The sequence below is a fragment of the Streptomyces aurantiogriseus genome (assembly GCF_014649375.1).
Classification (GTDB): domain Bacteria; phylum Actinomycetota; class Actinomycetes; order Streptomycetales; family Streptomycetaceae; genus Streptomyces; species Streptomyces aurantiogriseus.
Map to the genome: position 1 here is coordinate 461,616 of NZ_BMSX01000005.1, position 22,757 is coordinate 484,372.

General features: G+C 72.6%; 20 protein-coding genes and 2 pseudogenes. 11 read left to right on the forward strand and 11 right to left on the reverse strand.

The window, feature by feature from the left end; all coding sequences use genetic code 11:
• The first annotated feature begins 272 nt into the window (after positions 1-272).
• From IE263_RS14495 to IE263_RS14505, 3 genes are all read left to right on the forward strand, one after another.
• Positions 273-1,196 (forward strand): MurR/RpiR family transcriptional regulator, encoded by a 924-nt coding sequence (locus IE263_RS14495; RefSeq protein ID WP_189936219.1) that lies wholly within the window; start codon positions 273-275, stop codon positions 1,194-1,196.
• A gap of 315 nt (positions 1,197-1,511) precedes the next feature.
• Positions 1,512-1,892 (forward strand): hypothetical protein, encoded by a 381-nt coding sequence (locus IE263_RS14500; protein WP_189936222.1) that lies wholly within the window; start codon positions 1,512-1,514, stop codon positions 1,890-1,892.
• A gap of 148 nt (positions 1,893-2,040) precedes the next feature.
• Positions 2,041-4,386 carry a SpoIIE family protein phosphatase gene (locus IE263_RS14505; protein WP_189936320.1) on the forward strand — a complete coding sequence of 782 codons (2,346 nt, stop codon included), beginning with the start codon at positions 2,041-2,043 and terminating at the stop codon, positions 4,384-4,386.
• Positions 4,387-4,538: 152 nt separating this feature from the next.
• Here the strand turns inward: IE263_RS14505 and IE263_RS14510 are convergent, their stop codons facing one another.
• Positions 4,539-5,168: a peptidoglycan-binding domain-containing protein gene (locus IE263_RS14510; protein ID WP_189936224.1), complete on the reverse strand. Its 630-nt coding sequence runs from the start codon at positions 5,166-5,168 to the stop codon at positions 4,539-4,541.
• A 238-nt stretch (positions 5,169-5,406) separates the two neighbouring features.
• Between IE263_RS14510 and IE263_RS14515 the strand changes: the two are divergent.
• From IE263_RS14515 to IE263_RS14530, 4 genes and pseudogenes are all read left to right on the forward strand, one after another.
• Positions 5,407-5,562 (forward strand): annotated as a pseudogene (locus tag IE263_RS14515) (MarR family winged helix-turn-helix transcriptional regulator); the annotation flags it as partial.
• Between the two features lie 132 nt (positions 5,563-5,694).
• Positions 5,695-6,543, forward strand: a complete 849-nt coding sequence (locus tag IE263_RS14520) for a bifunctional methylenetetrahydrofolate dehydrogenase/methenyltetrahydrofolate cyclohydrolase (protein WP_189936226.1) — start codon at positions 5,695-5,697, stop codon at positions 6,541-6,543.
• 166 nt (positions 6,544-6,709) lie between these two features.
• A complete protein-coding gene (locus IE263_RS14525; protein ID WP_189936322.1) occupies positions 6,710-7,378 on the forward strand; it encodes a TetR family transcriptional regulator in 669 nt (222 codons plus the stop codon).
• Positions 7,379-7,570: 192 nt separating this feature from the next.
• Positions 7,571-7,984, forward strand: coding sequence for a Zn-ribbon domain-containing OB-fold protein (locus tag IE263_RS14530; RefSeq protein WP_189936228.1), 414 nt, complete (start codon positions 7,571-7,573; stop codon positions 7,982-7,984).
• 9 nt (positions 7,985-7,993) lie between these two features.
• Here the strand turns inward: IE263_RS14530 and IE263_RS14535 are convergent, their stop codons facing one another.
• Entirely contained in the window at positions 7,994-9,337 is a 1,344-nt protein-coding gene (locus IE263_RS14535; protein ID WP_189936230.1) for a Gfo/Idh/MocA family protein, read from the reverse strand.
• A 175-nt stretch (positions 9,338-9,512) separates the two neighbouring features.
• Between IE263_RS14535 and IE263_RS14540 the strand changes: the two genes are divergently transcribed.
• A complete protein-coding gene (locus tag IE263_RS14540) occupies positions 9,513-12,287 on the forward strand; it encodes a hypothetical protein (RefSeq protein ID WP_189936231.1) in 2,775 nt (924 codons plus the stop codon).
• Between the two features lie 66 nt (positions 12,288-12,353).
• Here the strand turns inward: IE263_RS14540 and IE263_RS14545 are convergent, their stop codons facing one another.
• Together IE263_RS14545 and IE263_RS14550 are read right to left on the reverse strand one after the other, a co-directional pair.
• Positions 12,354-12,734, reverse strand: a complete 381-nt coding sequence (locus IE263_RS14545) for a PPOX class F420-dependent oxidoreductase (RefSeq protein ID WP_189936233.1) — start codon at positions 12,732-12,734, stop codon at positions 12,354-12,356.
• 87 nt (positions 12,735-12,821) lie between these two features.
• The gene (locus tag IE263_RS14550) at positions 12,822-14,000 is read right to left on the reverse strand and encodes a MalY/PatB family protein (protein ID WP_189936235.1); all 1,179 of its coding nucleotides are present in this window, start codon (positions 13,998-14,000) and stop codon (positions 12,822-12,824) included.
• A gap of 39 nt (positions 14,001-14,039) precedes the next feature.
• On the opposite strand from IE263_RS14550, the gene IE263_RS14555 reads away from it, so the two are divergent.
• The 3 genes from IE263_RS14555 to IE263_RS14565 all read left to right on the forward strand — a co-directional run bounded on the left by IE263_RS14555 (position 14,040) and on the right by IE263_RS14565 (position 17,459).
• Positions 14,040-15,059, forward strand: a complete 1,020-nt coding sequence (locus IE263_RS14555) for a hypothetical protein (RefSeq protein ID WP_229910978.1) — start codon at positions 14,040-14,042, stop codon at positions 15,057-15,059.
• Positions 15,060-15,111: 52 nt separating this feature from the next.
• A complete protein-coding gene (locus IE263_RS14560; RefSeq protein ID WP_189936238.1) occupies positions 15,112-15,942 on the forward strand; it encodes an SAM-dependent methyltransferase in 831 nt (276 codons plus the stop codon).
• Between the two features lie 119 nt (positions 15,943-16,061).
• Positions 16,062-17,459, forward strand: coding sequence for a S1 family peptidase (locus IE263_RS14565; RefSeq protein WP_189936240.1), 1,398 nt, complete (start codon positions 16,062-16,064; stop codon positions 17,457-17,459).
• Positions 17,460-17,482: 23 nt separating this feature from the next.
• On the opposite strand, the gene IE263_RS14570 is transcribed toward IE263_RS14565, so the two are convergent.
• The 7 genes and pseudogenes from IE263_RS14570 to IE263_RS14600 all read right to left on the reverse strand — a co-directional run.
• Positions 17,483-18,316: an EamA family transporter gene (locus IE263_RS14570; RefSeq protein WP_189936242.1), complete on the reverse strand. Its 834-nt coding sequence runs from the start codon at positions 18,314-18,316 to the stop codon at positions 17,483-17,485.
• Positions 18,317-18,377: 61 nt separating this feature from the next.
• Positions 18,378-18,551 (reverse strand): hypothetical protein, encoded by a 174-nt coding sequence (locus tag IE263_RS14575; protein ID WP_189936244.1) that lies wholly within the window; start codon positions 18,549-18,551, stop codon positions 18,378-18,380.
• Between the two features lie 119 nt (positions 18,552-18,670).
• Positions 18,671-19,366 carry a L,D-transpeptidase family protein gene (locus IE263_RS14580; protein WP_189936246.1) on the reverse strand — a complete coding sequence of 232 codons (696 nt, stop codon included), beginning with the start codon at positions 19,364-19,366 and terminating at the stop codon, positions 18,671-18,673.
• Between the two features lie 40 nt (positions 19,367-19,406).
• Complete coding sequence (locus tag IE263_RS14585) at positions 19,407-20,747, reverse strand: MFS transporter (protein ID WP_189936248.1); 1,341 nt, start codon at positions 20,745-20,747, stop codon at positions 19,407-19,409.
• 105 nt (positions 20,748-20,852) lie between these two features.
• Entirely contained in the window at positions 20,853-21,767 is a 915-nt protein-coding gene (locus IE263_RS14590; protein WP_189936250.1) for an SDR family oxidoreductase, read from the reverse strand.
• 142 nt (positions 21,768-21,909) lie between these two features.
• Positions 21,910-22,539 carry an MBL fold metallo-hydrolase gene (locus IE263_RS14595; protein WP_189936252.1) on the reverse strand — a complete coding sequence of 210 codons (630 nt, stop codon included), beginning with the start codon at positions 22,537-22,539 and terminating at the stop codon, positions 21,910-21,912.
• Positions 22,539-22,757: pseudogene (locus tag IE263_RS14600) on the reverse strand (S-(hydroxymethyl)mycothiol dehydrogenase); the annotation flags it as partial. The gene IE263_RS14595 and the pseudogene IE263_RS14600, both read right to left, overlap by 1 nt.

The following is a 22,757-nucleotide window of genomic DNA, read 5'->3' on the forward strand; positions in this document are numbered from 1 at the left end:
CGGAGCGGGCTGAGGGGCCCTTCCGCAGCGGCTCCCGTCACCGCCCCGGCGGTGTCACCGCGGGGCGGACGATGACGATCACCCCCTCCTTCGGGCGAGCGTCCTCTCCTTCGCCCGCGATCCCGCGGGCACCGTCCCGCCTCGATGCCCCACCCGCCGTCCCCCCGGTCATCCGTACCGGCGGTGGGCGCAGGTACGGGCTCTCGGGGCACGGGGTCCGACACGGTCCGTGGGCTATGTTGAGCTTCGTGGGAGACAAAGGAGGAGGACCGGTGCCATCGCCTCAGCAGGCACGCGCACAGGCGACCACGATCACCTCGGGCAAGACCGCTCCGGAGGCGGAGGTGTCCCCGACCACCCGGCTCCGGGCGCTCTTCGACGGGCCCCAGCTGTCCCCGGGGCAGCGGCGCATCGCCCAGTACCTGATCGAGCACATCACCGAGGCGGCGTTCCTGTCGATCACCGATCTCGCCGACCGCGTCGGCGTGAGCCAGCCCTCGGTGACCCGGTTCGCGGCCGCGGTGGGGTTCAGCGGTTACCCGGCGCTGCGGGAGAAGCTCCAGTCGATCGCGCTCGGCACGCTGGCCGGCGGGCCGGCGCCGCCCGAGGTGAACCGGAGCAACGAGCTCCAGGCGGCGGTCGACGCGGAGATCGAGAACCTGGAGAACCTGCGCCGTGACTTCGCCGACCCCGACCAGGTCATCGACATCGGCCGGCAGTTGTCGGCCTCGACCCCGCTGACCATCCTCGGCCTGCGCATCTCGGCCTCGCTGGCCGAGTACTTCGCCTACGCCGCGCGCCGCATCCACCCGGATGTGCGGCTGGTGACGCGGGGCGGCAGCGTCGCCTACGACGCGCTGCTGCAGTCCCGGGAGGCGGGCGGGACGTGGGTGCTGGCGTTCTCGATGCCCCGGCACGCGCAGGAGACGCTCACCGCGGTGCGGGTCGCGCGCGGTGCCGGCCTCCAGGTCGCGCTGGTGACGGACCTGGCGCTGGGACCGGTGGCCGACGAGGCCGACGTCACCTTCGCCACCGGCACCGGCTCCCGCCTCGTCTTCGACTCCTACGCCGCCCCCGGCGTGATGGCCGCCGCGCTGCTCCAGGCCATGACGGACGCCGGCCCCGAGCGCACCCAGGCGCGTCTCGAGGAGTACGAACAGATAGCCGAGCAGCATCAGTTCTTCCTGCGGGAGTAGCCCCGCCTCGGCATCACCTACCCCGCACCCCCCCCGCCACAAAAACGCACAGGCGGAGCAATTCAGGCATTTCACGCATGAATGTTTTCATACGTCTTGCAAAGGCGACGGCATATATAAATACTGCTCACGGTCGCACCCGCCCGCCAAGGGCTCGAGTACGGGCACCCGAGCCGCCGTTCCCTACCCACGTCGGCGCCCAGGGTGTCCGGGGCCTCGCCGGCGCGAGGGCCCGTGGCGGCCCCGGTCATCCCCTAGACCGGGGCCGCCCCACAACGTCGGACCACCCGTCACGACGCCGCACACCCGGAAGCGATGATCATGCCCCTGACGACGACGCGCATCAGCCCGGACTGGCCGTGCCAGGTCAAGACCCCGGGGAGCTACGACTGGGAGCGCTCCGCGACCAAGTGGCTGCGCGAGCTGGTGCCCGCGCGCTACGCGAGCTACCCGGCGCTGCTGCGCCACCCCGTCCTGCTCGCCCGACATGCGCAGATCCAGGTCCAGCACGAGATCCGGGTGGCCCGCACCGCCCTGCAGACCGCGCGCGCGGACCTGCCGCGCCTCGGGATGCCCGAGTCGGTCATCGAGCACACGATCAAGCTGTACGCGGCCGAGGTCCTGCAACTGCAGCACATCGCCCGCAGCGTCCGCGCGGTCACCGAGGCGCTGGTGGACAGCGGCTCCGGGCGCTGAGCGGCGTCCTCCGTTCCGCGCCCCCGGCGGGCATCGCCGCTGGCGAGGGCGTTGCCGCAAGACCGCGATCAAACGCGGGCCCGTGTGCCATGCTCGTGGCGTGACGAGCGAACCCGCCCGGCCCGCGGAGTCCGGCGCCGTGCCCGACATGGCCGCCCTGACCAGAGTCGTGGCGCGCCAGCGCGCCGAGATGGACCGGCTGCAGGACCTGGCGGCCACCTCGGCCGTGCTGGAGCGGGCCAAGGGCGCCGTGATGGCGCAGACCGGGTGCCCCCCGGACGCCGCGCAGGAGGAGTTGCAGCAGCGGGCGCAGGACGCGCGGCGGACCCTGCTCGAGGAGTGCTGGCTCACCCTCGGCGCCCTGGGTTCCCCGGCCCGTACGGCCTCCGAGGCGCCCTCGTCGTACGTCGTCACCGGCGCCGGTCCGGACGCCCGCCCGGAGTCGGCGGAGGCCGATGCCGTGTCCCTCGGCCGGCTGGCTCAGGCGCTCGTGCGTGTCGGCAGTCCGCAGGACCTGGCCCGCTGTCTGCTGGACCATCTCGCCCCCGAGACCGGCGCCGACGCGGTGCTGCTCTTCGCGCGGCTGCCCTCCGGCGGCCTGGAACTCGTCGGGCACGCCGGCATCGACGACACACTGGCCGACCAGTGGGCCCGCGTGCCGCCGCTGAGCGGGATCGCCGCGCTGGACGCCCTCAATGCCGGGCAGGCGTACTGGCTGGAGGACCTCCAGGAGGCCGGGAAGCGGTATCTGCTGATAGGGAATCCGCCCGAGCAGTGGCCGACCCGGGCCTGGCTGCCGGTGACGACCGGGAAGCCGGCCGACGTCGCCCTCGGGATACTCCGGCGTCGCGAGGGCCCGTTCACCCCCGAAGTCCGTCAACGGCTGCTGGCCGCCGCCCGGTTGTGCGCGGGCCCGCTGCGCATGTTCGGCCCCCGGCAGGACCCCGCGATCGGCGCGGCCGCGGACGCCGTGCAGACGGTCTTCGACCGCCTGCCGGTCGCCGCGGTCCTGCTCACCCCGCTGCGCACCGCCTCCGGCCGGGTCGAGGACTTCCGGATCGACGCCGCGACCGCCGACACGTCCGACACCGTCGGCCGCACCGGCCGTGAACTGGTCGGACTGCGCTTCCTGGAGTGCTGGCCGACCGTGGCCGACGAGCCGCTGTGGCAGGGCTGTCTGGCCGCGTTGGTCTCCGGACAGCCGTACGAGAGCGAGCCGTTCGCCGGGCAGCAAGTGGTGGACGGGGTCAGCGAGTTGTCGACGTATTCGGCGCGGGTGGCGCGGCTGGGTGACGGGCTGGTCCTCAGCTGGATCCGGCACGACCCCTCGGACCGGCAGGAGCAGCGGCTCGCCGACGTGCAGCGGCTGGGCAATCTGGGCTGGGCGAACTGGAACCTGGTCACGGGCGAGGCGAACTGGTCCTCCCAGGTCTTCGCCATCTTCGACCGGGATCCCGCGCGGGGTGCCGTGCCCCTCGCCCAACTCCCGGGCCTGGCGCTGCCGGAGGAGATTCCGACGCTCACCCGCGCCATCGGGGACCTGGTGCGGGAGGGGCGGCCGTTCGACGTGCCGTTCCGGATCGTCACCCGTACCGGCGTCCGTCATCTGCGGGCGGTCGCCGAGGCGGTCGCCGATGTCCACGGCACGCCCGTCGAGGTGCACGGCTTCGTCCAGGACCTGACCACGCAGCGCAACGCCGAACTCGCCCTCGTCGCCAGCGAGCGGGCCATCCTCACCCAGCACGGTGTGCTGCAGGCCGAGCGGACGGTGGCGGCCCGGCTCCAGGACGCGCTGCTGCCGCTGCCGAAGAAGCCCGTCCGGCTGGCCGGGCTGCGTGTCGACATCGCCTACCTGCCGGCGCAGTCCGGGCTCAACGTCGGCGGCGACTGGTTCAGCGCCATCGAACTGCCCGACGGAGACGCCCTGTTCGTGGTGGGCGACGTCGCCGGGCACGGCATGGACGCCGTCGCCGCGATGGCCCTGCTGCGCTTCACCGCCAAGGGAATGGTCATCACGGGGTCGTCGCTGACGGGGGCGCTCGTCCGGCTCAACGCACTGTTGCTGCACTCCCGTGACCCGCACGGCACCGCGACCATGGTCCTGGCCCGCTATACCCCGCGCGAGCGGCGGCTGGTGTGGGCGCAGGCGGGCCATCCGCCGCCGCTGCTGCTGCGCGACGGCGAGGCCCGCTACCTCGCGCGTCCCTTCGGCGTGCTGCTCGGCGCCACGGACACCCCGCGCTACGAGGAGGCGGAGTGCCGCCTCGCCCCCGGCGACCGGCTGGTGCTGTACACCGACGGGCTGGTCGAGCGGCCCGCGGAGAGCATCGACCGGGGCCTGGAGCGGCTCTCCCGGGCCGCCACACAGCCCGCCGTGGCCGGCCTGGCTCCCCTGGCCCGGCTGCTCGGCGCGCTGCTGGAGCCCGAGCGGCGGGACGATGTGTGCGTGCTCGACATCCAGGTCCCCGACGACGGTGACCTGGCGACGGACTAGGTGTGCTGTCCGGCGGATCAGGCCGCAGGAAACCGGCGATGACTCGTCGACGCGGGTGAGCGGGGCGGTGGGGGTGCCCCCGTGCGAGGTTGTTCGAGCGTGGAGGAGCGTGATCTGCCGGACAGGCCCTGGACGCACTGGGCGTCATCCCGTCAGCCGGTGCGGGACTCCAGATCGCGGCGCGTGTCGTCGCCGTAGACGCCGGTCTCGTCGCCCCGGATGCCGTACCAGAGCTGGAAGCGGGCCACGGCCTCGGTGAGGACGGTGTCGTAGCGGCCGTCGGTGGCGCCGTCGTCGTAGACGTTGGGGATGCGGCGCAGGCGTTGCTGGAGGTCGATGACCTCGGGGCCGGTGGCGCCCTCGCGGAGGGTGCCGGGGCCGTCGGGGTCGGTCGTGGCGGCCGGCGGGGTGGTGGCCGGAGCGGGGGTGGTGGCCGGGGGTGTCTGCGCGGCCGCCTGACCGCCGCGGCCCGGCAGCAGGAGGGCGCAGGCGAAGCCGAGCAGCGCCGCCGCGAGGACGGCGACCGCAGCGACGGCGACGCGGTGCACCCCGCCGCCCCGTTCCGCGGGCGGCCTCCTGCGGCCGACCGGCGGAAGTTCCTGGGTGTCCGCCTCGGTGCCCGGCTGCCCGGTCGGCAGGCGGACGGCTTCGTAGGGTCCGGTCTCCTGCGTCATCTCGCGGAACAGCTCCGCGAGGGCGTCGGTGTTGCGCGGCCTGAGGACCCGGATGGGTTCCAGGACCGGGCGTTCGTGCGGTTGTCCGGGTTCGGCCGGTGTCGGCACCCTGGTCTCCCTCCGTCCCGTTGTCCCCGGGGAGAGATACGTGCCGACGGGCGGCGGGGTTCAGCCGGGTGCGGGCGGATCCCGCGCCAGGTCCTGACCTCCGTACCGTTTGAAGCCGAACGACCGGGCCCTCGACGGGCTCCCAGGGAAGCGATGCGAAGGAGCCGCCCGTGCCCGGCCGGCGTTCCCTCACCGAGGCCGAGAGGCTCGCCTCGGCGAAGCTCGGCGGGATCCCGACACCACGCAGCTCTCCGACGACGAGTGCCGCACCCTCGCGCACTCGCTGCGCCGGATCGTGCTCCAGGTCGAGGAGCACGGCGAGGAGCGCCGCCGCGCCCTGCTCGACGGCGCGGAACCGGCGCCGCGCCGCAGTGGGCGCCGGCCCCGGACGTGAGATCTGCGGCGGGCGGGACTCCCGGCGGACGCGGGACGGGCGGCACGTACGATGACAGGGCCGTGGATCGGATCGTACGACCGGTTCCGGACCGTCGTCCTCTCCTGTTCTCCTGAAGGGCTCGCGACTCCCGTGACCACCGCAACACTGCTCGACGGCAAGGCCGCAGCGGCCGACATCAAGAGCGAACTCGCCCTCCGTGTGCAGGCGTTGAAGGAGCGCGGCATCACCCCGGGGCTCGGCACGATCCTGGTCGGCGACGACCCGGGCAGCCGTTCCTACGTCGGCGGCAAGCACCGTGACTGCGCCCAGGTCGGCATCGCCTCGATCCGTGTCGAGCTGCCCGCCGACGCCTCCCAGGCCGATGTCGAGGCCGCGGTGCTGCGGCTGAACGCGGACCCGGCGTGCACGGGGTTCATCGTGCAGCTGCCGCTGCCCGCCCACATCGACACCCATGCCGTGCTGGAGCTGATCGACCCGGTCAAGGACGCCGACGGTCTGCACCCGGCGAACCTGGGCCGTCTGGTGCTGGGCATCCCGGCGCCGCTGCCCTGCACCCCGCGCGGCATCATCGACCTGCTGCGCCGCAACCACGTCCCGATCACCGGCCAGCAGTTCTGTGTCATCGGCTGCGGTGTCACGGTGGGCCGTCCTCTGGGCCTGATGCTGACCCGCGCCACCGAGCACGCCACCGTGACCCTGTGCCACGAGGCCACCCAGGACACGGCCGCGCACGCACGCGTGGCGGACGTGGTCGTGGCGGCCGCCGGTGTGGCGCACCTGGTGACGCCGGACTGGATCAAGCCGGGCGCGACCGTGCTGTCCGTCGGCCTCACGCGCACGGTCGAGGGCATCCTCGGTGACGTCCACCCGGACGTCAGCGACGTCGCCGGGTCGTTCGCGCCGCCGATCGGCGGGGTGGGCCCGATGACGCGGGCGATGCTGCTGACCAACGTGGTGGAGGCGGCCGAGCGGCTCTGACGGCCGACGACGTCCTGAAGGTACCGCCGCACGCCTGATGCCGGCAGGAGGAGGCACTCAGTTCCCCGCTCGGAGGGAACTGAGTGCCATCGGCCGCCGCTCAGGTGTTACGTTCCCTGCCATGAGCTCCAGTGACAGCACGGAGACGGCGTCCGCGAAGCCCTCGATGCGGGACGCCCTGGTCGCGGCGGCCTTCCAGTTGTTCCTGGAGCGGGGCTACGAACAGACCACCGTCGACGACATCGTGGCCCTCGCGGGCGTCGGCCGGCGGTCCTTCTTCCGCTACTTCCCGTCCAAGGAGGACGTGGTCTTCCCCGACCACGAGCGGTGCCTGGCCGACATGACCGCCTTCCTCGCCGCGAGCGACGCCGCTCACGAGCCGGTGCGCCGGGTGTGCGACGCCGCCCGCCTGGTGCTGCTGATGTACGCAGAGAACCCCTCCTTCTCCGTGCAGCGCTACCGGCTCACCAAGCAGGTGCCGGGGCTGCGGGCGTACGAGCTGTCGGTGGTGTGGCGCTATGAGCGGGCCCTCGCCGAGTACCTGCGGGGCCGCTTCGCCGGCCGGCGCGACGGGAACCTCCGGGCCGACGTCATCGCGGCCGCCGTGGTCGCCGCGCACAACAACGCCCTGCGTTCCTGGCTGCGTTCGGACGGTCAGGGCGACGCGAGCGCGGCGGTGGACCACGCGCTGGGGTACGTGCAGTCGGCGTTCGGCGCGCCGCCCGCGGCCCCGGCCGAGGAGCACCCGGAGGACGTGGTCGTGGTCGTGTCCCGGCGCGGGGCGCCCCTGTGGCGGGTGGTGCAGGAGATCGAGACGACGCTCGGGCGGGACTGAGCCGGACAGGCCGGACCCGAGTCCCACCGGCGGTTTGCCGCGTCCGCAGATTTGGGGGTACGCAGTGCCTTTACCTGTGGCACTGAGTGCCATACCCTGGGGCCGTGCACGGTGGCACGGTGAACCGCGCACGTCCGTGCACGGGTGAGCCGCGCACGTGGGATTCCGGCCGAGTGCAGGGAGTTGACCAGCGTGTACCACCACTCAGGAAGCGCCGTACAGCAGGCAGCGGGCTCCCCGGCGGGCGTCCTCGACCGGGGCACCACGGACACGGAGGCGATCCACTTCCAGCGCTGCACCTGGTGCGGCACCGCCATGTACCACCGGCTGCTGTGTCCGGTGTGCCAGGGCAGCGACCTGCGCACGGAGCGCAGCGAGGGCACGGGCACGGTCCGCCACTCCACGGTGGTGCACCGCAACACCCCCTCCGCCCGTAACGTGTCCCTCATCGAGATGGCGGAGGGGTTCGTGGTGCGCGGCCGGGTCATGGGCCCGCCCATCGGCATCCACAGCGGTGACCGCGTCCGGCTGTCCACGGCCAAGGACCCGGTCCGGGGCGAGCCGGTCTTCCAGCTCGTCGACGAGCCGTACCGGGCCTGGCACTGACATCTGCCGTCAGGTGACCTGCGCCCCCAGGCCGGGGACCAGGTCGTCGATCCGCACCGGCTCACCCGTCTCGAAGCACCGGTTGGCGGCGAGGCCGACGGCCAGGGCGAGCGCGCCGTCGTGTTCGGTGGCGGTGGGACGGCCGGCCATCCCGGCTTCCGCCCCGGCCCCGCCGAAGAGCGCGTCGAGCATCCGGGTGTCTCCCCCGCCGTGCGCCTCGTGCGCGACGGCGACCGGGACGTCCACCGGCGGCTGCCACAACGGCCGCAGCGTCAGCCGCACTCCGCCCGCGTGCTCGGCCGCCGTGTCCCCGTGCAGCGCGCCGCGCGTCGAGGTGATCCGGGTCCGGGGCGCCTGCCAGCGGCTCTCCTCCACCTCCAGCTCCAGCCGCCCGGCGCTGCCGTTGACCATGACCCGGTAGCCCTCCCACGGCGAGTACGCGGTGAGGTGGTACGTCATCGTCGCGCCCCGTGCGTAGCGCACCAGCACCGCCATGTCGTCCTCGATGGTGACGGGGCCGCCGAAGACGTTGCGGTCCCGGTGGTAGCCGTCGTCCCGCTCGGCGTCGAGGTAGAGGGCGCTGAGCGTCGCGTCGGCCGCCAGGTCCAGCGCGAACGGGTCGTCGGCGGCCGCCTCGGCGCCGTGGGCGCGGTCGTAGTCGCGGCGCAGGCCGTGCCGGGCGCCCGCCTCGGGGCCGTAGAAGGCGAGCCGGCCGTAGCCGAAGACCTCGGCCGGTGTGTCGGCGAGCCACCAGTTGACGAGGTCGAAGTGGTGGCTCGCCTTGTGCACCATGAGCCCGCCGCTGTGCCGCTTCTCGCGGTGCCAGCGGCGGAAGTAGTCGGCGCCGTGCCGGGTGTCGAGCAGCCACTCGAAGTGGACGGAGAGGATCTCGCCGACCGCGCCTTCGGCGAGCAGGGCGCGCACCTTCTCGTGGACCGGGTTGAAGCGGTAGTTGAAGGCCACGGTGAGGGAGTTGCCGGTCGCGCGGACGGTGTCGAGGATGCGGGCGCAGCGGGTCGCGTCTACGGTCATCGGCTTCTCGGTGACCACGCGGCAGCCCGCCTCGAGGGCCGGGACGATGTAGCGGTCGTGCTCGGCGTCGACGGTGGTGACGACGACCTCGTCGATGCCCTCCTTGGCGAGCAGGTCGGTGAAGTGCTCCGGCTCCCAGGTGGTGGCGGGCGGCTCGCCGGACTCGGCCAGCAGCCTGTTGTGGAAGGCCATACGGGTCGGGCTGGGGTCGCAGAGGGCGGCGACGCGGTGGCCGGGGCGGGCGGCGAGGTCCCGGGTGAAGGTCTGGGCGCGGTGTCCGGTGCCGACGACGGCCGTGCGGAGAGGGGGAGTTCGGCTCATGGGGGTGGCCTTTCCCGAAGGCCCGCGCGCCAGTCCCGGTGACCGGATCCTTGCGGTCCTCCGACTCGGTTCCCCACCACAGGCAACCCACAGGTCCCCTTTCGCCTCCTTGGTAGCGCGAGGGGCTCCCGGTACGGACGGGGCTCCCGCGCTCCAAGTGGTGAGGAGTGGACCCTTGATCCGTGCCCGGCGAATAGGTGTCACCGCCGTGGCCGCGCTCGCGGCCCTGGCGGGAACACCGGGACTGGCACAAGCTCAGCAACCGTCCGAGACAAGACCGTTGACCAACTCCGCCGACAGCGCGCTGCCGCCGGGGTGGCGCGTCACCGGCGAGGGCAACGCGCGCGAACTGGTGTGGCGGTCGGCCACGCCCGTGCCCATGGGCGACGCCCGGGTGGAGTTCCACGCGGCGAACCGCCTGCTCGGCGTACCGAAGGCGGCGAAGGACGGCCGCACCTTCCGGCTCGCGCTCGAGGACGCCGGCAACGCGCCCCTGAAGGACCTGCAAGTACGGGCGGGCGGGCGCCGTTTGGACGCGCCCGCCGACACCTCCCCTTCCGGTGACCGGAGTTCGATCGCCGGCCGGCCCGCGGCCCAGGCCCCGGCGAACGCGGTCGACCCCGGCAAGCCCGGCTCGTACCGCACAGTCACCGGCGAGTACACCCTCGACCCGGTGAAGCTGCCCGGTTTCTCCGCCCCCGTGGAGATGCAGGCGGTCGTGGTGGCGCCCGCCGGAGCCATCGGCAAGCGGCCGCTCGCGCTGTTCCTGCACGGCCGCCACTCGACCTGCTACAAGCCGGGCGACGACGAGTACGCGTCCGGTGAGTGGCCCTGCCCGACCGGCACGAAGTCCATCCCCAGTTACAAGGGCTACCTGCAGGACCAGAAGCTGCTGGCCTCCCAGGGCTATGTCACGGTGTCGATCTCGGCGAACGGCATCAACGGCCAGGACTTCGCGGCCGAGGACGGCGGTGCCCAGGCCCGCTCCTCGCTGGTCCGGCAGCACCTCGCCCGCTGGGCCGGCTGGGCCTCCCAGCCGGCCTCCGCCCCGGCCGCCGTCCGCAAGGCGCCGAAGGCCGACCTCTCGCGTGTCCTGCTCGTGGGCCACTCGCGCGGCGGTGAGGGCGTCAACCGGGCCGCCATGGACAGCCTCTACCCGGCGCCCGCCGCCCAGGACGGCTACAAGGGCCCGGTCCGCTGGAAGATCCGCGGCACCGTCCTCATCGGACCGACGGTCTTCGGCCAGAATCCGGTCGCCGACGTTCCGTCGGCGACGATCCTGCCGGGCTGCGACGGCGACGTCTCCGACCTCCAGGGCGAGGTGTACGTCGACGGGACACGCGGCATCAGCAACGGCACCGCGCTGCACAGCGCCGTCTACATGGTCGGCGCCAACCACAACTTCTTCAACAGCGAGTGGACCCCGGGCACGTCCGAGGCGCCCTCCTGGGACGACTTCTGGGAGGACGAGGAGCAGCGCGACCCGGTGTGCTCGACGGGCACCGCGACCCGGTTGACCGCCGACCAGCAGCACAAGGCGGGCGCCACCTACATCGCCGCCGCGGCCCGGCTGTTCGTCGGCGGGGACGACAAGGTGCGTCCGCTGCTCGACGGCACGGGCAAGCGGGCCCCCTCCGCGGACCCGGCCCGGGTCCTGACCCACGCGGTCGGCGCGCGCCGGGGTGCCGGCTTCCTGCCGGACGGCCCGGTGAAGGTGAGCGGCGCCAAGCTGTGCTCGGCGATCGACCCCGACCCGGCCGTCTCCTGCCTGGACCGGGAGACCGGCGGGTCCTCACCGCACTTCGCGTGGTGGGAGACGGAACGGGAGACCGGCCGCCGGGCGGTCGCGCTGAAGTGGTCGTCTCCGGGTACCGCGGCCCGCGTCAGCCCGGCGAAGCCGCTCTCGCTCTCCGGTTCCAAGGATCTGGCGCTGCGTGTCTTCGTGCCGCCGAACACGACCGGCACGAAGCTCGACGTCTCCGTCACCGACACCTCCGGACGCCGGGCCACGCTCGGCCGGGTCCAGGTGGACGGGCTGCCGGGCAGCGAGCGCACCGCCTCCTACTGGGCGCGCGAGGTCCGCGTCCCGCTGACCGCCGCGACCCGGGCGAGGCTCGACCTGAAGCACGTCAAGTCCCTGGAAATGACGCCGCGTTCGGGATCCGGCCAGGCCTGGCTGATGGACGCCTGGGGCTGGGCTCCCGGCACCCCGGCGGTGAAGACGGCGGCCCTGCCGCGCGTCGACGTCGGCCGTACGACCGTCAAGGAGGGCGACTCCGGCACCCGCACCTACCGGGTCCCGGTCAGGATCTCCGGGAAGGGCACCGGCCAGGTCCGCGTCTACGTCCTCGACCCGGCCACCGGGCTCGGCAAGGACAAGCTGGTCACGGTACGGCCCGGCAGCAACGCCATCGACGTACCGGTCGAGGTGAAGGGCGACACGCGCTTCGCGTACGACGTGCAGAACGACATCGTCGTCAAGGCGGTGCACAACGCCGTCGTCGGCTCGCACCGGGGCGGCGTCACCGCGGAGAACGACGACCCCGAGCCCACGATCAGCGTGACGCCGGTCGCGGACCGGGTGACCGAGGGGCAGGCACTGACCTGGCGCGTGTCGCTGTCCGAGGCGCCCGCCGTGGACCTGTGGTACCCCGTCGCGGTGCGGCCCGTCACCGAGGGCGCGGAGCTGTCCACCAAGGACGTCGACCCGCGCTGGCTGGACGAGTTCACCGGAGAGAAGCCCGACCCGGAGCGGGCGCTGTCCGCGCTCGACTTCTGGCTGTCGGTGGACATCAGGGCCGGCAACAGCAGTGTCGACCTGACCGTGCCGACGGTGACCGACCAGGTGACCGAGCCGGCGGAGTCGGTGCGGCTGGAGGTGACCGACTGGGAGGGCGAGCCCAAGCCCGGCACGCCGGTCATGACGGGCACGGTGCTGGACGCGTCGTGACCCGGCTGTGAGGACGGGGCACGGGCCGGTCGGTCCGTGCCCCGTTTCCGTCCGCTCGTTGTCGTGTCACAGCGTGACGCGGATGCCGACCGTCCCGTCCAGGCCTCTGCGCAGCCGGCTGCCGAGGAGGGTGAGGCGTCCGGTGAGGCCGTACTTGCGGGCGATGAGCGTGCGGTAGCGGGCGGTGGTCTCCGGGTCGCAGATCTCGGCGGTGGCCGGTATCTGCTTGCCGGTCGGCCGGCCCCGCAGGTCGCAGGGGCCGACGAGGACGTCGCCACGGGCTCGGATGCGCTTGACCTTCCAGGAGTCGGCGGCCGTCCAGACCCCGAGCGTGTCCCCGTCCCGCACCACCCACACCGGGGTGGCGACGGGGGTCCCGTTCTTGCGGTAGCTGGTGATCAGCAGGTACTTGCCCGCCGCCAGCGTGTCGAGCGCCGTTGCGTCCATGTCAGGCAGTCTAGGCAGTGCCTCCCCGGTCACCACCTGCGCGGGCACAGCTCGTACCGGAAGGGCGACGTCACCTGACCCCGGACGTCAGCGCACCGCTGCCGCCATCCGTCGTACCCCCTCCGTCAGGATCTCCGGCGAGGTCGCCAGGTTCAGCCGTACGTGCCCCGCCCCGCCCGTGCCGAAATCCGGCCCGGCGCTGAGGGCAACCCGGCCGCGTTCCAGGAACACCTGGGCCGGGTCGTCACCGAGGTTCAGTGCCCGGCAGTCGAGCCAGGCCAGGTAGGTGGCCTCGCCGGGGCGGTACACGACACCGGGCAGGTGCTCGGCCAGCAGGTCGGTGAGCAGGCGGCGGTTGGTGTCCAGGCCGGTCAGCAGGGCGTCCAGCCAGGCCGTGCCGTCACGCAGGGCGGCGGTGTGGGCGAGGACCCCGACGTGGCTCGGGCCGTGACCGACCTCCTCGGGCAGCAGGGCCAGGTCGGCGGCGGCCGCGGGGCCCGCGACGGCGAGAGCGGCCTTGAGGCCGGGCAGGTTCCACGCCTTCGACGCCGACATCAGCGACAGGCCGCTGTCCGCGCCGGGCACGCTGAGGTAGGGCACGAAGTCGACGCCGGCGGCCGTGAGCGGTGCGTGGATCTCGTCGGCGACCACGCGGACCCCGTACCGGTCGGCGAGGGCCGCCACGGCGGCGAGTTCATCGGCGGTGTGCACGGTGCCGGTCGGGTTGTGCGGACTGCACAGCAGATGGGCGGCGCGCCCGCCACCCACGACGGCCCGCCGGTAGGTCTCCTCCAGCACACCGAGGTCGAGCCGTCCGTCCGGGCCGAGCGGCGCCTCGGCGATCCGGCGGTCCATGTGCGCGACGAACTGGAAGAACGGCGGATACACCGGCGGGTTCACGACGACCGGGTCGCCGGGCCCGGTCACCAGCTTGAGCATCTCGACGACGCCCAGCATCACATCGGGCACGATCGCGGTCCGCTCGACCGCGAGCCCGGCCCAGCCCCACCGCTTGGCGGCGAACGCCGACAGCGCCTCCGCGTAGGCGGTGCCCGCCGGGTAGCCGGTGTCGCCGAGCGCCAGCGCGTCGGTGACCGCGCGGACGACGGGCTCGGCGAGCGGCACGTCCATCTCCGCGACCCACAGCGGCAGGACGTCCTCGGGATAGGTGCGCCACTTCATGCTCGTACGACAGCGGAGGCGGTCGAGGGTGAGGGCGTGGAGGGGATTCGGTTCGCCGGACGTTTCGTGCGGGATCCTGGTCATGGGCACAAGATAGGGGGCTGTGGTGTGACCTGGGATCACGTGAACGGGACATCCGTGGCGGAGGTGACCGACATCGCGGAAGTCGCCTGCGACGAGTCGGGATCGGACGGGGAGAACCTCACCGGCGGCAACACGCTCGTGTTCGCGCACGCCAGTGTGCGACTGCCGGTGGAAACGGCTGCCGCGCACGTACAGGAGATCCGCGATCGCATCCGTTCACCGGCCGTGGAATACAAGGCGAACCATCTGCTGCGGGAGAAACACCGGGCCGTTCTGGAATGGCTGCTCTCGCCCGAGGGGCCGCTGTACGGGCACGCCCATGTGCATCTCGTGGAGAAGGCGTTCTTCGTCGTGGACCGGGCCGTCGACCTGCTGCTCGATGATCCGGATGCGGCCGTGACGCTTTTCCGCGAGGGCCGGCGGACTTTCGGGGACGCGGAATGGCGGGAGTTCCTGACGGCGGCCAACCGATTGCTGCGGGTGCGCCAGGCAGAGGGCGCCCAGGCACCCGTCGAGGACTTCTTCCATACGGTCGACCGGCTGCGCCGGGCGCATTCCGGATCGGTGCCGGCGGGAATTCTGGAGCGGCTCGCGGCGGCCCGTTCCCGCGCGCTTTCCTACCGGTCGGAGATCGACGACGGGCGGGCCCCGCTCGTTCCGGTGCTCAATCCGCTCCTTCCGTCCGTCGTGCGCACGGCCGCGCACTGGAGCGCCGGCGGACGTCCGGTCCTGCTCGCGCACGACCGGCAGAACATGCTCACCCCGGACCGCATCGCCTGGATCGAGGACACGGCACACCGGCAGGGCATCGCGCTCGCCGGAGTGCGCCTGGTCGCCGCGCGGGAGGACGCCCGCGTGCAGCTCGCCGACTTCCTCGCCGGGATCGCCCGCAAGATCGCCTCCGACGAGCTGAACGGCCTCGGCGAACCGGCGCTCACCACGCTGCTGCGCCCGTACACCGGCCCGCGGGCGGTCTGGGGCGATGAGCGCAGCTGGGGCCGGCTGGGCCCGGCGACGGAAACCGGGGGACGTTGCACGGGGATCAACTCGGCCGTCTAGATTGCTCCTTGACCTGAACCATCACCGCACCGGGCATCCCAGGAGCTGATCCGTGACCGAGAATCCGCCGGCCGTGGACGAGGCGGCGCAGTCGCTGCGCGAGCGCATCAACACCACCCAGCCGCACACCGCCCGCATCTGGAACTACTGGCTCGGCGGCAAGGACAACTACGAGGTCGACCGCGCGGCCGGCGACCAGATCCGTCAGCTCCACCCGGGCATCGGTGAGTACGCCCGCGCCGACCGCCTCTTCCTGGGCCGTGCCGTGCGCCACCTGGTGGCCGACGTCGGGATACGCCAGTTCCTCGACATCGGCACCGGCCTGCCCACCGCGGACAACACGCACGAGGTGGCCCAGCGGGCCGCCCCGGACTCCCGGATCGTCTACGTCGACAACGACCCGCTGGTCCTGGCGCACGCCCGCGCCCTGCTCACCAGTACGCCCGAAGGCCGTACCGACTATCTCGACGAGGACCTGCGCAACGTCGACGCGATCCTCGAGCACGCCGCGAAGACCCTGGACTTCAGCCAGCCGGTCGCGCTGATGCTGCTCGGCGTGGTCATCTTCATCGGTGACGACGAGGACCCGTACGGCCTGGTGCGCCGGCTGGTCGACGAACTGCCCTCGGGCAGCCACCTGGTGCTGTCGCACACCATCACCTCCCCGGCGATGCCGGACGTGGACGAGGCCGTGAAGTTCTGGAACGAGCACGGCACACCGAAGCTGACCCAGCGCACCCCCGCGGACGTGGCCCGTTTCTTCGACGGCCTGGACCTGCTGGAGCCGGGCGTGGTGTCCTGCTCGCGCTGGCGGCCGGAGGCGACCGGCGGCGCGGAGCCGGAGGAGGTCGCCATGTTCGGCGGGGTGGCCCGCAAGTCATGAGGTGATCACTCCCGGGGTGAACACGGCGGGGTCCCGGCACGTATGGAGGTAAGGGCGTTCAACGACCGGAGCGCCTCCGCGGGTTGGGACCGCGCGTTCGGGGTTTTCGGGAGCCATGCATGAGGCACGTACGACGACGGATCGTCCGGCGAGTGACACGGCTGGCGGCCGTCGGCGGACTCCTCCTGGGAGGCGTCATGGTCACGCAGGCGGCCATGGCGAGCGAGACGCCCGCCACCTCGGCGGTGCCGGACGATGCGGCGCAGTCCGTCGCGGGCACCGGGGTGAACCTGGTGAAGAAGCTCGGCACCTCCCGGACGGCGGGCACCTGGATCGGTTCCGACGGGCGTCCGGTCGTCGCTGTCACGGACGAGAAGACCGCCGCTACGGTCCGGGAGGCGGGCGCCGAGGCGAAGGTCGTCGGGCACAGCATGAACGAGCTGAAGTCGGCGACGGCGACGCTGCGTTCGGCGCCCAGGGTCCCCGGCACCGCGTGGGTGATGGACTACAAGTCCAACCAGATCGTCGTGCGGGGCGACAAGACGGTGTCGGCCGCCGAGTGGTCCGATCTGACGAAGGTCGCGTCGGGCATCGGCAGTTTCGTCCGCATGGAGCGCACCTCCGGCACCTTCACCACCCGCCTCAACGGCGCCCAGCCCATCCTGTCGACGGGCGGGCGCTGTTCGGCGGGCTTCAACGTGACCAACGGGTCGAGCGACTTCATCCTCACCGCCGGGCACTGCGGGCCCAACGGGTCCGCCTGGTTCGCGGACAACCAGGCCGACCGGCAGGTGGGCCAGACGGTCAACTCCACCTTCCCCGGGAGTGACTTCTCCCTGGTGGAGTACGCGAGCGGGGACGCCGGCCAGGGGGCCGACATCGTGGCCATCGGCGACGGCAACGGCGTGCGGATCACGGGCGTGGGCGACGCGGCCGTCGGCCAGCGGGTGTTCCGCAGCGGCAGCACGACCGGGCTGCGCGACGGCGAGGTCACGGGCCTCGACGCGACGGTCAACTACCCGGAGGGCACCGTCTCCGGACTGATCGAGACGAACGTGTGCGCCGAGTCCGGCGACAGCGGTGGCCCGATGTTCTCCGAAGGCATCGCGCTCGGCATCACCTCGGGCGGCAGCGGCGACTGCACGGCGGGCGGTACGACGTACTTCCAGCCGGTGACGAAGGCGCTGGCCCAGCTCGGTGTGCAGCTGATCGTGGCCGCGCCGTCCGACATCGCGCAGAACGGCGCCTCGCCCGCGCCGTCCGGCGGCGCCCAGCCCTCGTCCTCGCCGTCGGAGTCCTCGGTCGCCCCGGGCGCGGCCACCCCGGGTTCGACGACTCCGGTGACGGGCGGTGTGGACGGGGCGACCCTCGTCTCCCGTCTCACCGACCCCCGGAACGTCGGCCCCGGTCTGCTGGTGATCGCGGGCAGCCTGGTGGCGCTCGCCGCGACCAGGTACATCCGGGCGGAGCAGGACCGCAAGGCCTACCAGCGGTACTACTCGGCGACCTGGGGGTGAGGCGCCGTACGGCGGTGGTGGCGTCACCCGACCGCCAGCAGCACGGTGGCCGCCGCCGCACCCACCAGTCCCACCGCCTGCCCTGCGGTGACCCGCTCGTGCAGCAGTGCCAGTCCGAGGACGACGGGGAGCGCCGGGTAGAGCGAGGCGATGACCACGGCGACGGCCAGCAGTTCGCGTTGGGCGGCGAGTTGGAAGAGGGCGAGCCCCAGGGCCGCCCCGGCGCCGACCGCGAGGGCCGCCACGCCGAGTCGCGGCGCCGGCCATCGCGTACGGCGGACCGCGCCCGGCAGCAGGACGGCGACGGCGGCCACCGCGGCCACCCGCCCGGCCGCCAGGGGCCACAGCCCGCTCACCGTCCCCGCCTGACCGAGCGCGAGGTACTGCACGGCGACGCCCGCGCTGGCGAGGAGCCCGTCGCGCACCCCGCCGCCGGCCGCACCGTCCGCTCCTCCGCCGGCGACCAGCCACAGCGCGGGCACGGTGACGGCGATGCCGGCCCAGGCCAGGGCGCCGGGACGGTCACCGAGAAGGAGGACACCGCACAGGACGGACAGGGCGACGGACGTGACCGCGCTCACGGGCACGACCACGCTCATCGCGCCCCGGCTGAGTCCCCGGTTGAGGAAGTGCATGGCGGCCCCGCTGCCGACGCCCGACAGGGCGCCCCACAGCAGGTCGGTGCGGTGAACGGCCTCGGCGGGCACGAGAAGGGCGGCCGCCGCGGCGAGCAGCAGGCCGCCGATCTGGCCGAGAACGGTGACGGTGGCGAAGTGGGTGCGGCGGGAGAGGATCCCGCCGGCGAAGTCGACGAGGCCGTAGAGGACGGCCGAGGTCAGTGCGAGAAGGGCACCCATGTGCTGGGGGGTGCCCCGGGCCGGAGCTCCGATGCGGATCGGCCCCGCCGGCGGGCGGCTGTCAGGCCGCCCCGACCGGATGCGGGGCCGCGGCGGCCCACTCCATGACGAGCCGCTGGTATTCCTCGCGCTGCTCGACGCTCAGTGTCCCGCCCGACCGGAGCCACAGGGCCCGGATCTCCTCGTTGACCTCTTCGGCCGATCGCTCGGAGAGGGGTTCAACAGTGGTGGACATGGTGTGAATCTTACGATGTCGGAGGTGAAGGCGACGTGAGTAATACCCTAGTTAAATGGACAAAACGGACGTGTCACTGATCACGTCCGTCTGCCCGCTCATCTGCCGTTCGCGCCCTGTCAGGTGCCCGGCTTGCGGCCGTACACGAAGACGTCGTCGCCGGTCTTCAGCAGCGACCAGTACTTCTTCGCGGCGGTCGTGGTCATGTTGACGCAGCCGTGCGAGCCCGGCGGGTTCCACATGCTGACGCCGACCGAGTGGAAGGCCTGCCCGCCGTCGAAGAACTGGCTGTAGGGCATGGGCACGTTGTAGATGCTCGAGACGTGGTCGATGTTGCGCCAGTAGATCTTCTTCAGACCGGTGCGGGTCTCGTAGCCGTTGCGGCCGGTGCGGACCGGGACGGGCCCGTAGACGAGCCTGCTGCCGTCCTGGATCCAGCTGATCTGGAGGGTGAGGTTGACGCAGGCGATGCGGCCCTTGTTGGTCGGGCACCTGCCGTCCTTGTTGGGCTTGTTGCCCACCGCCTTCTGCTTGTTCATGAGATCCATCACGCCCCAGGTGACGGGCCCCGCGTAGCCGATGTTCGGCTTGATGCCGTGCTTGTTCTGGAAGGCCTGGATGGCCTTGCAGTCGGCGGTCGACTGCCTGCCGTCGACGGGCCGGCCGAGGAACTTCTCGACCTGCTTCTGGTACGGCCCCGCCTGCGTCGTGCAACTCGCGGCCTGCGCGGGTGCCGCGCCCAGCGCGAGTGTCAGTGGAGCGACGAGCCCCGTGACCCCGAGCACGACTGCCCCTCGTCTGCGTATGTCCCCCATGTCCGCCCTCTCCCTGGCACGGTTGTGCGGTCTCGTCAACTTAGACAGGCGGGCGGGGGCGTCGGTTGTAGTACTGGTCGAGCTGTGACGAAACGGTGAACTTCCGGTCCGCCAGGTCCACTTCCGCAGGGTGAGCCTGCCGTTGTTCCGGGAGTTCGCGGCGGGTGCGGACCGGGGACAGGAACACCGGCAGGAACGCGGCCGCGAGCACGGCCCCGCCCACCCACAACGTCCCCCGTACCCCCACCAGTTCACCCAGCAGACCCGACACGGCGGCACCGACGGCCAGCGCCCCCGTCAGCAGGAACCGGAACGTGGCGTTCATACGGCCGAGCAGGGCGTCCGGCGTCATCCGCTGGCGCAGGCTCACGCCGAGGACGTTGTCCACACCGGTCTTGAACAGGGCCAGCACCCAGCCCGCCCCCGCGATCCACAGCCAGGGGCCCTGCCCGATCAGCGGCACCAGCAGTCCCGCGGGCGCCAGCACCAGCCCGGCCAGGCCGAGCGTACGACCGTGCCCGAGGCGCCCCGCCAGCGGGCGGGCACACCAGGCGCCGAGCAGCAGACCAAGACCGCCCGCGCCCCAGTAAAGGCCCAACGCACCTGCGGAGAGGCCGAGTTCACGGACGAAGAGGATCGGCAGCATGGTGGTGACGATCTGCGAGCCGAAGTTGGTGAGGGCGGCGGTGAGCGCCAGCGCGCGCAGTTCCGCGTCGCCGAGGACGTGCCGGACGCCCTCCGCGATCTGCTCGCCCAGCCGGCTCTCGCGCGGCGGGCGGGGCGCGGCCTGCTGGTGCCGGACAGCCAGGAGCTGGAGCGCGGAGGCGAGATACGCGCCCGCCGCGCAGAGCACGGCCAGGGGCGCGGTGAGCAACTGGACGAGTCCGCCGCCCGCGCCGCGTCCGGCGACGTTGCCCATGGCCTGCAGGCCCACCACGGCCGCGTTGGCCCGCACGAGGGCCGAGCGGCCGACCAGTTGGGGTAAGAAGCTCTGCGAGCCGACGTCGAAGAACACGGTCGCGCACCCGTTGAGCAGCACCACCACGTACAGGTGGCCGAGGGTGAGCGCGTCGAGCTGCCAGGCCACGGGCACGGACGCGAACAGGACGGCGCGGCACAGGTCCGCGCCGACGAGGAGGCGACTGTGCCGCATCCGGTCCACCCAGACCCCGGCCGGCAGCCCGATGAGCAGGAACGCCACGGTGCCGAGCGTGGCCAGGGCACCCACCTGCCCGGGGCTCGCGTCGAGCGCGGTCACCGCGACGAGGGGCACGGCGACGTAGCTGACGTGTGTGCCGAGCTGGCTCAGCGCGGTGGCGGAGAACAGGACGCGGAAGTCGGGGACGTGCCAGGGCGAGGAGGGCGGTGTCGGGGTCTGCACGGAGGAACGCTGCCCGAGGGGGTCCTCGGAGGACAAGTGAAAAGATCTTCACGGACTGTTGAGTATCTCTGAACAGTGACGGGGCCTCGGGTGGGAGAGCGGTCCTCACCGGTATCCCGTCGTGTCCGCCGGCTTGCCCGCGTCCTGGACCTCGACGAGGTAGCGCCAGGCGTCGGGGCGGCTGCCGTCGAGGTCGGTGAAGCCGTAGACGGGGGCGAGGCCGCCGCTGGACAGGGACCGGCCGTTCCAGCGGGAGACATCGGGGTCGGCGGCGAGGGCGGCGACGGCGCGGCCGACGTAGCGGGGTGTCTCCGAGATGGCGAAGTGCGGGACGCGGTCGAGGGCGTCGCGCCAGTTGTCCTCGGTGACGCCGAAGGTGTCGAGCATGATCTCCGAGCGCAGCCAGCCGGGGGTGAGGGCGACGGCGGTGGCGCCGCGCGGGCCGAGTTCGTGGCCGAGGGAGAACGCCATGCGCAGGACGGACGCCTTGGCGAGGTCGTAGAAGAAGGAGTTGCGGTAGGTGTCCCGGTTGTAGTCGGCGGTGCCGTCGGTCATCTCGACGACCAGTCCGCCGGGGTGACGCAGGAGGAGCGGCAGCGCGTGGTGGCTGGTGATCGCGTGCGTCTCGACCGCGAGCCGCAGCAGCCGCAGGCCGTTGTCGAGGTCGTGCTCCCAGACGGGGGTGTCCCACTCGAAGAGGTGCTCACCGCCCCAGACGTCGTTGACCAGGACGTCCAGACGGCCCTGCTCGTCGGCGATCCGGTCGACGAGCGTGCGCACCTGGGCGGGGTCGAGGTGGTCGGTGGGTACGGCGATCCCGTGGCCGCCGGCCTCGGTGACCAGGTCGGCGGTGTCCTCGATCGTCTCGGGGCGGTCGTACTCCGAGCGGCGGGCGCGGGTGGTGCGGCCGGTGACGTAGACGGTGGCGCCGGCCGCCCCCAGCTCCACGGCGATGCCCCGCCCCGCCCCCCGCGTCGCCCCGGCGACCAGCGCGACCTTGCCTTCCAGCGGACCCGACATGTCCGACCTCCTGTGCGTGTTCCGTCGATGCCGTCATCGAGGATCGCGCGGAAGCCGGACATCTCCTGTCGCCTTTTCCGGCGGGATCACCCGGGTGCCCCCGCCGCCGCGGCTCCGGGTCGGGCCGGCCGAAGGGCCCTGCCTAGTGGCCCCGCGCGATCCACTCCTCCAGGTGGGGTGCCTCCGCGCCGATGGTGGTCGCGTCGCCGTGGCCGGTGAGCACCTTCGTCTCGGGCGGGAGGGTCAGGAGGCGCTCGCGGATCGAGGTGATGATCGTCGGGAAGTGGGAGTAGGAGCGGCCGGTGGCGCCGGGGCCGCCCTGGAAGAGGGTGTCTCCGGTGAAGAGCACGCCGAGGCCGGGGTCGTGCAGGCAGACCGCGCCGGGCGCGTGCCCGGGCGTGTGCAGGACGGTGAGGTCGGCGCCGGCGGCCTCGATGACCTGGCCGTCGGCCAGATGGGCGTCGGGCTCGCGGTCGGGGTGGGTCAGCTTCCACAGCGGCAGATCGTCGGGGTGCAGCCAGATCGTCGCGCCCGTCAGGTCCGCGAGGGCGGGAGCGGCGCCGATGTGGTCGTTGTGGGCGTGGGTGCACACGATGGCCGTCAGCCGGCGGTCCCCGACGGCGGCCGCGATGGCCTCGGCGTCATGGGCGGCGTCGATGACGATCACCTCGTGGTCGTCGCCGACGATCCAGACGTTGTTGTCGACGTCCCAGGTACCGCCGTCGAGGCTGAACTGGCCGGAGGTGACGAGGCGTTCGATGCGCGCGGTCATCACAGCACCACCACCGAGCGCAGCACGTCGCCGTGGTGCATCCGCTCGAACGCCTTCTCCACCTCGTCGAGTTGGATGGTCTCGGTCACGAACGCCTCCAGATCCAGGCGGCCTTGCAGATGCAGGTCGATCAGCATGGGGAAGTCCCGGGAGGGCAGGCAGTCGCCGTACCAGGACGACTTCAGCGCCCCGCCACGCCCGAACACGTCCAGCAGCGG

What these genes read in the sequence shown, in the direction of transcription:
- IE263_RS14565 (WP_189936240.1), top strand. Translation starts at nt 16,062, where the DNA reads ATGAGGCACGTACGACGACGGATCGTCCGGCGAGTGACACGGCTGGCG.
- IE263_RS14500 (WP_189936222.1), top strand. Translation starts at nt 1,512, where the DNA reads ATGATCATGCCCCTGACGACGACGCGCATCAGCCCGGACTGGCCGTGC.
- IE263_RS14545 (WP_189936233.1), bottom strand. Translation starts at nt 12,734, where the DNA reads ATGGACGCAACGGCGCTCGACACGCTGGCGGCGGGCAAGTACCTGCTG.
- IE263_RS14550 (WP_189936235.1), bottom strand. Translation starts at nt 14,000, where the DNA reads ATGACCAGGATCCCGCACGAAACGTCCGGCGAACCGAATCCCCTCCAC.
- IE263_RS14570 (WP_189936242.1), bottom strand. Translation starts at nt 18,316, where the DNA reads ATGGGTGCCCTTCTCGCACTGACCTCGGCCGTCCTCTACGGCCTCGTC.
- IE263_RS14525 (WP_189936322.1), top strand. Translation starts at nt 6,710, where the DNA reads ATGCGGGACGCCCTGGTCGCGGCGGCCTTCCAGTTGTTCCTGGAGCGG.
- IE263_RS14590 (WP_189936250.1), bottom strand. Translation starts at nt 21,767, where the DNA reads ATGTCGGGTCCGCTGGAAGGCAAGGTCGCGCTGGTCGCCGGGGCGACG.
- IE263_RS14595 (WP_189936252.1), bottom strand. Translation starts at nt 22,539, where the DNA reads ATGACCGCGCGCATCGAACGCCTCGTCACCTCCGGCCAGTTCAGCCTC.
- IE263_RS14535 (WP_189936230.1), bottom strand. Translation starts at nt 9,337, where the DNA reads ATGAGCCGAACTCCCCCTCTCCGCACGGCCGTCGTCGGCACCGGACAC.
- IE263_RS14580 (WP_189936246.1), bottom strand. Translation starts at nt 19,366, where the DNA reads ATGGGGGACATACGCAGACGAGGGGCAGTCGTGCTCGGGGTCACGGGG.
- IE263_RS14575 (WP_189936244.1), bottom strand. Translation starts at nt 18,551, where the DNA reads ATGTCCACCACTGTTGAACCCCTCTCCGAGCGATCGGCCGAAGAGGTC.
- IE263_RS14505 (WP_189936320.1), top strand. Translation starts at nt 2,041, where the DNA reads ATGGCCGCCCTGACCAGAGTCGTGGCGCGCCAGCGCGCCGAGATGGAC.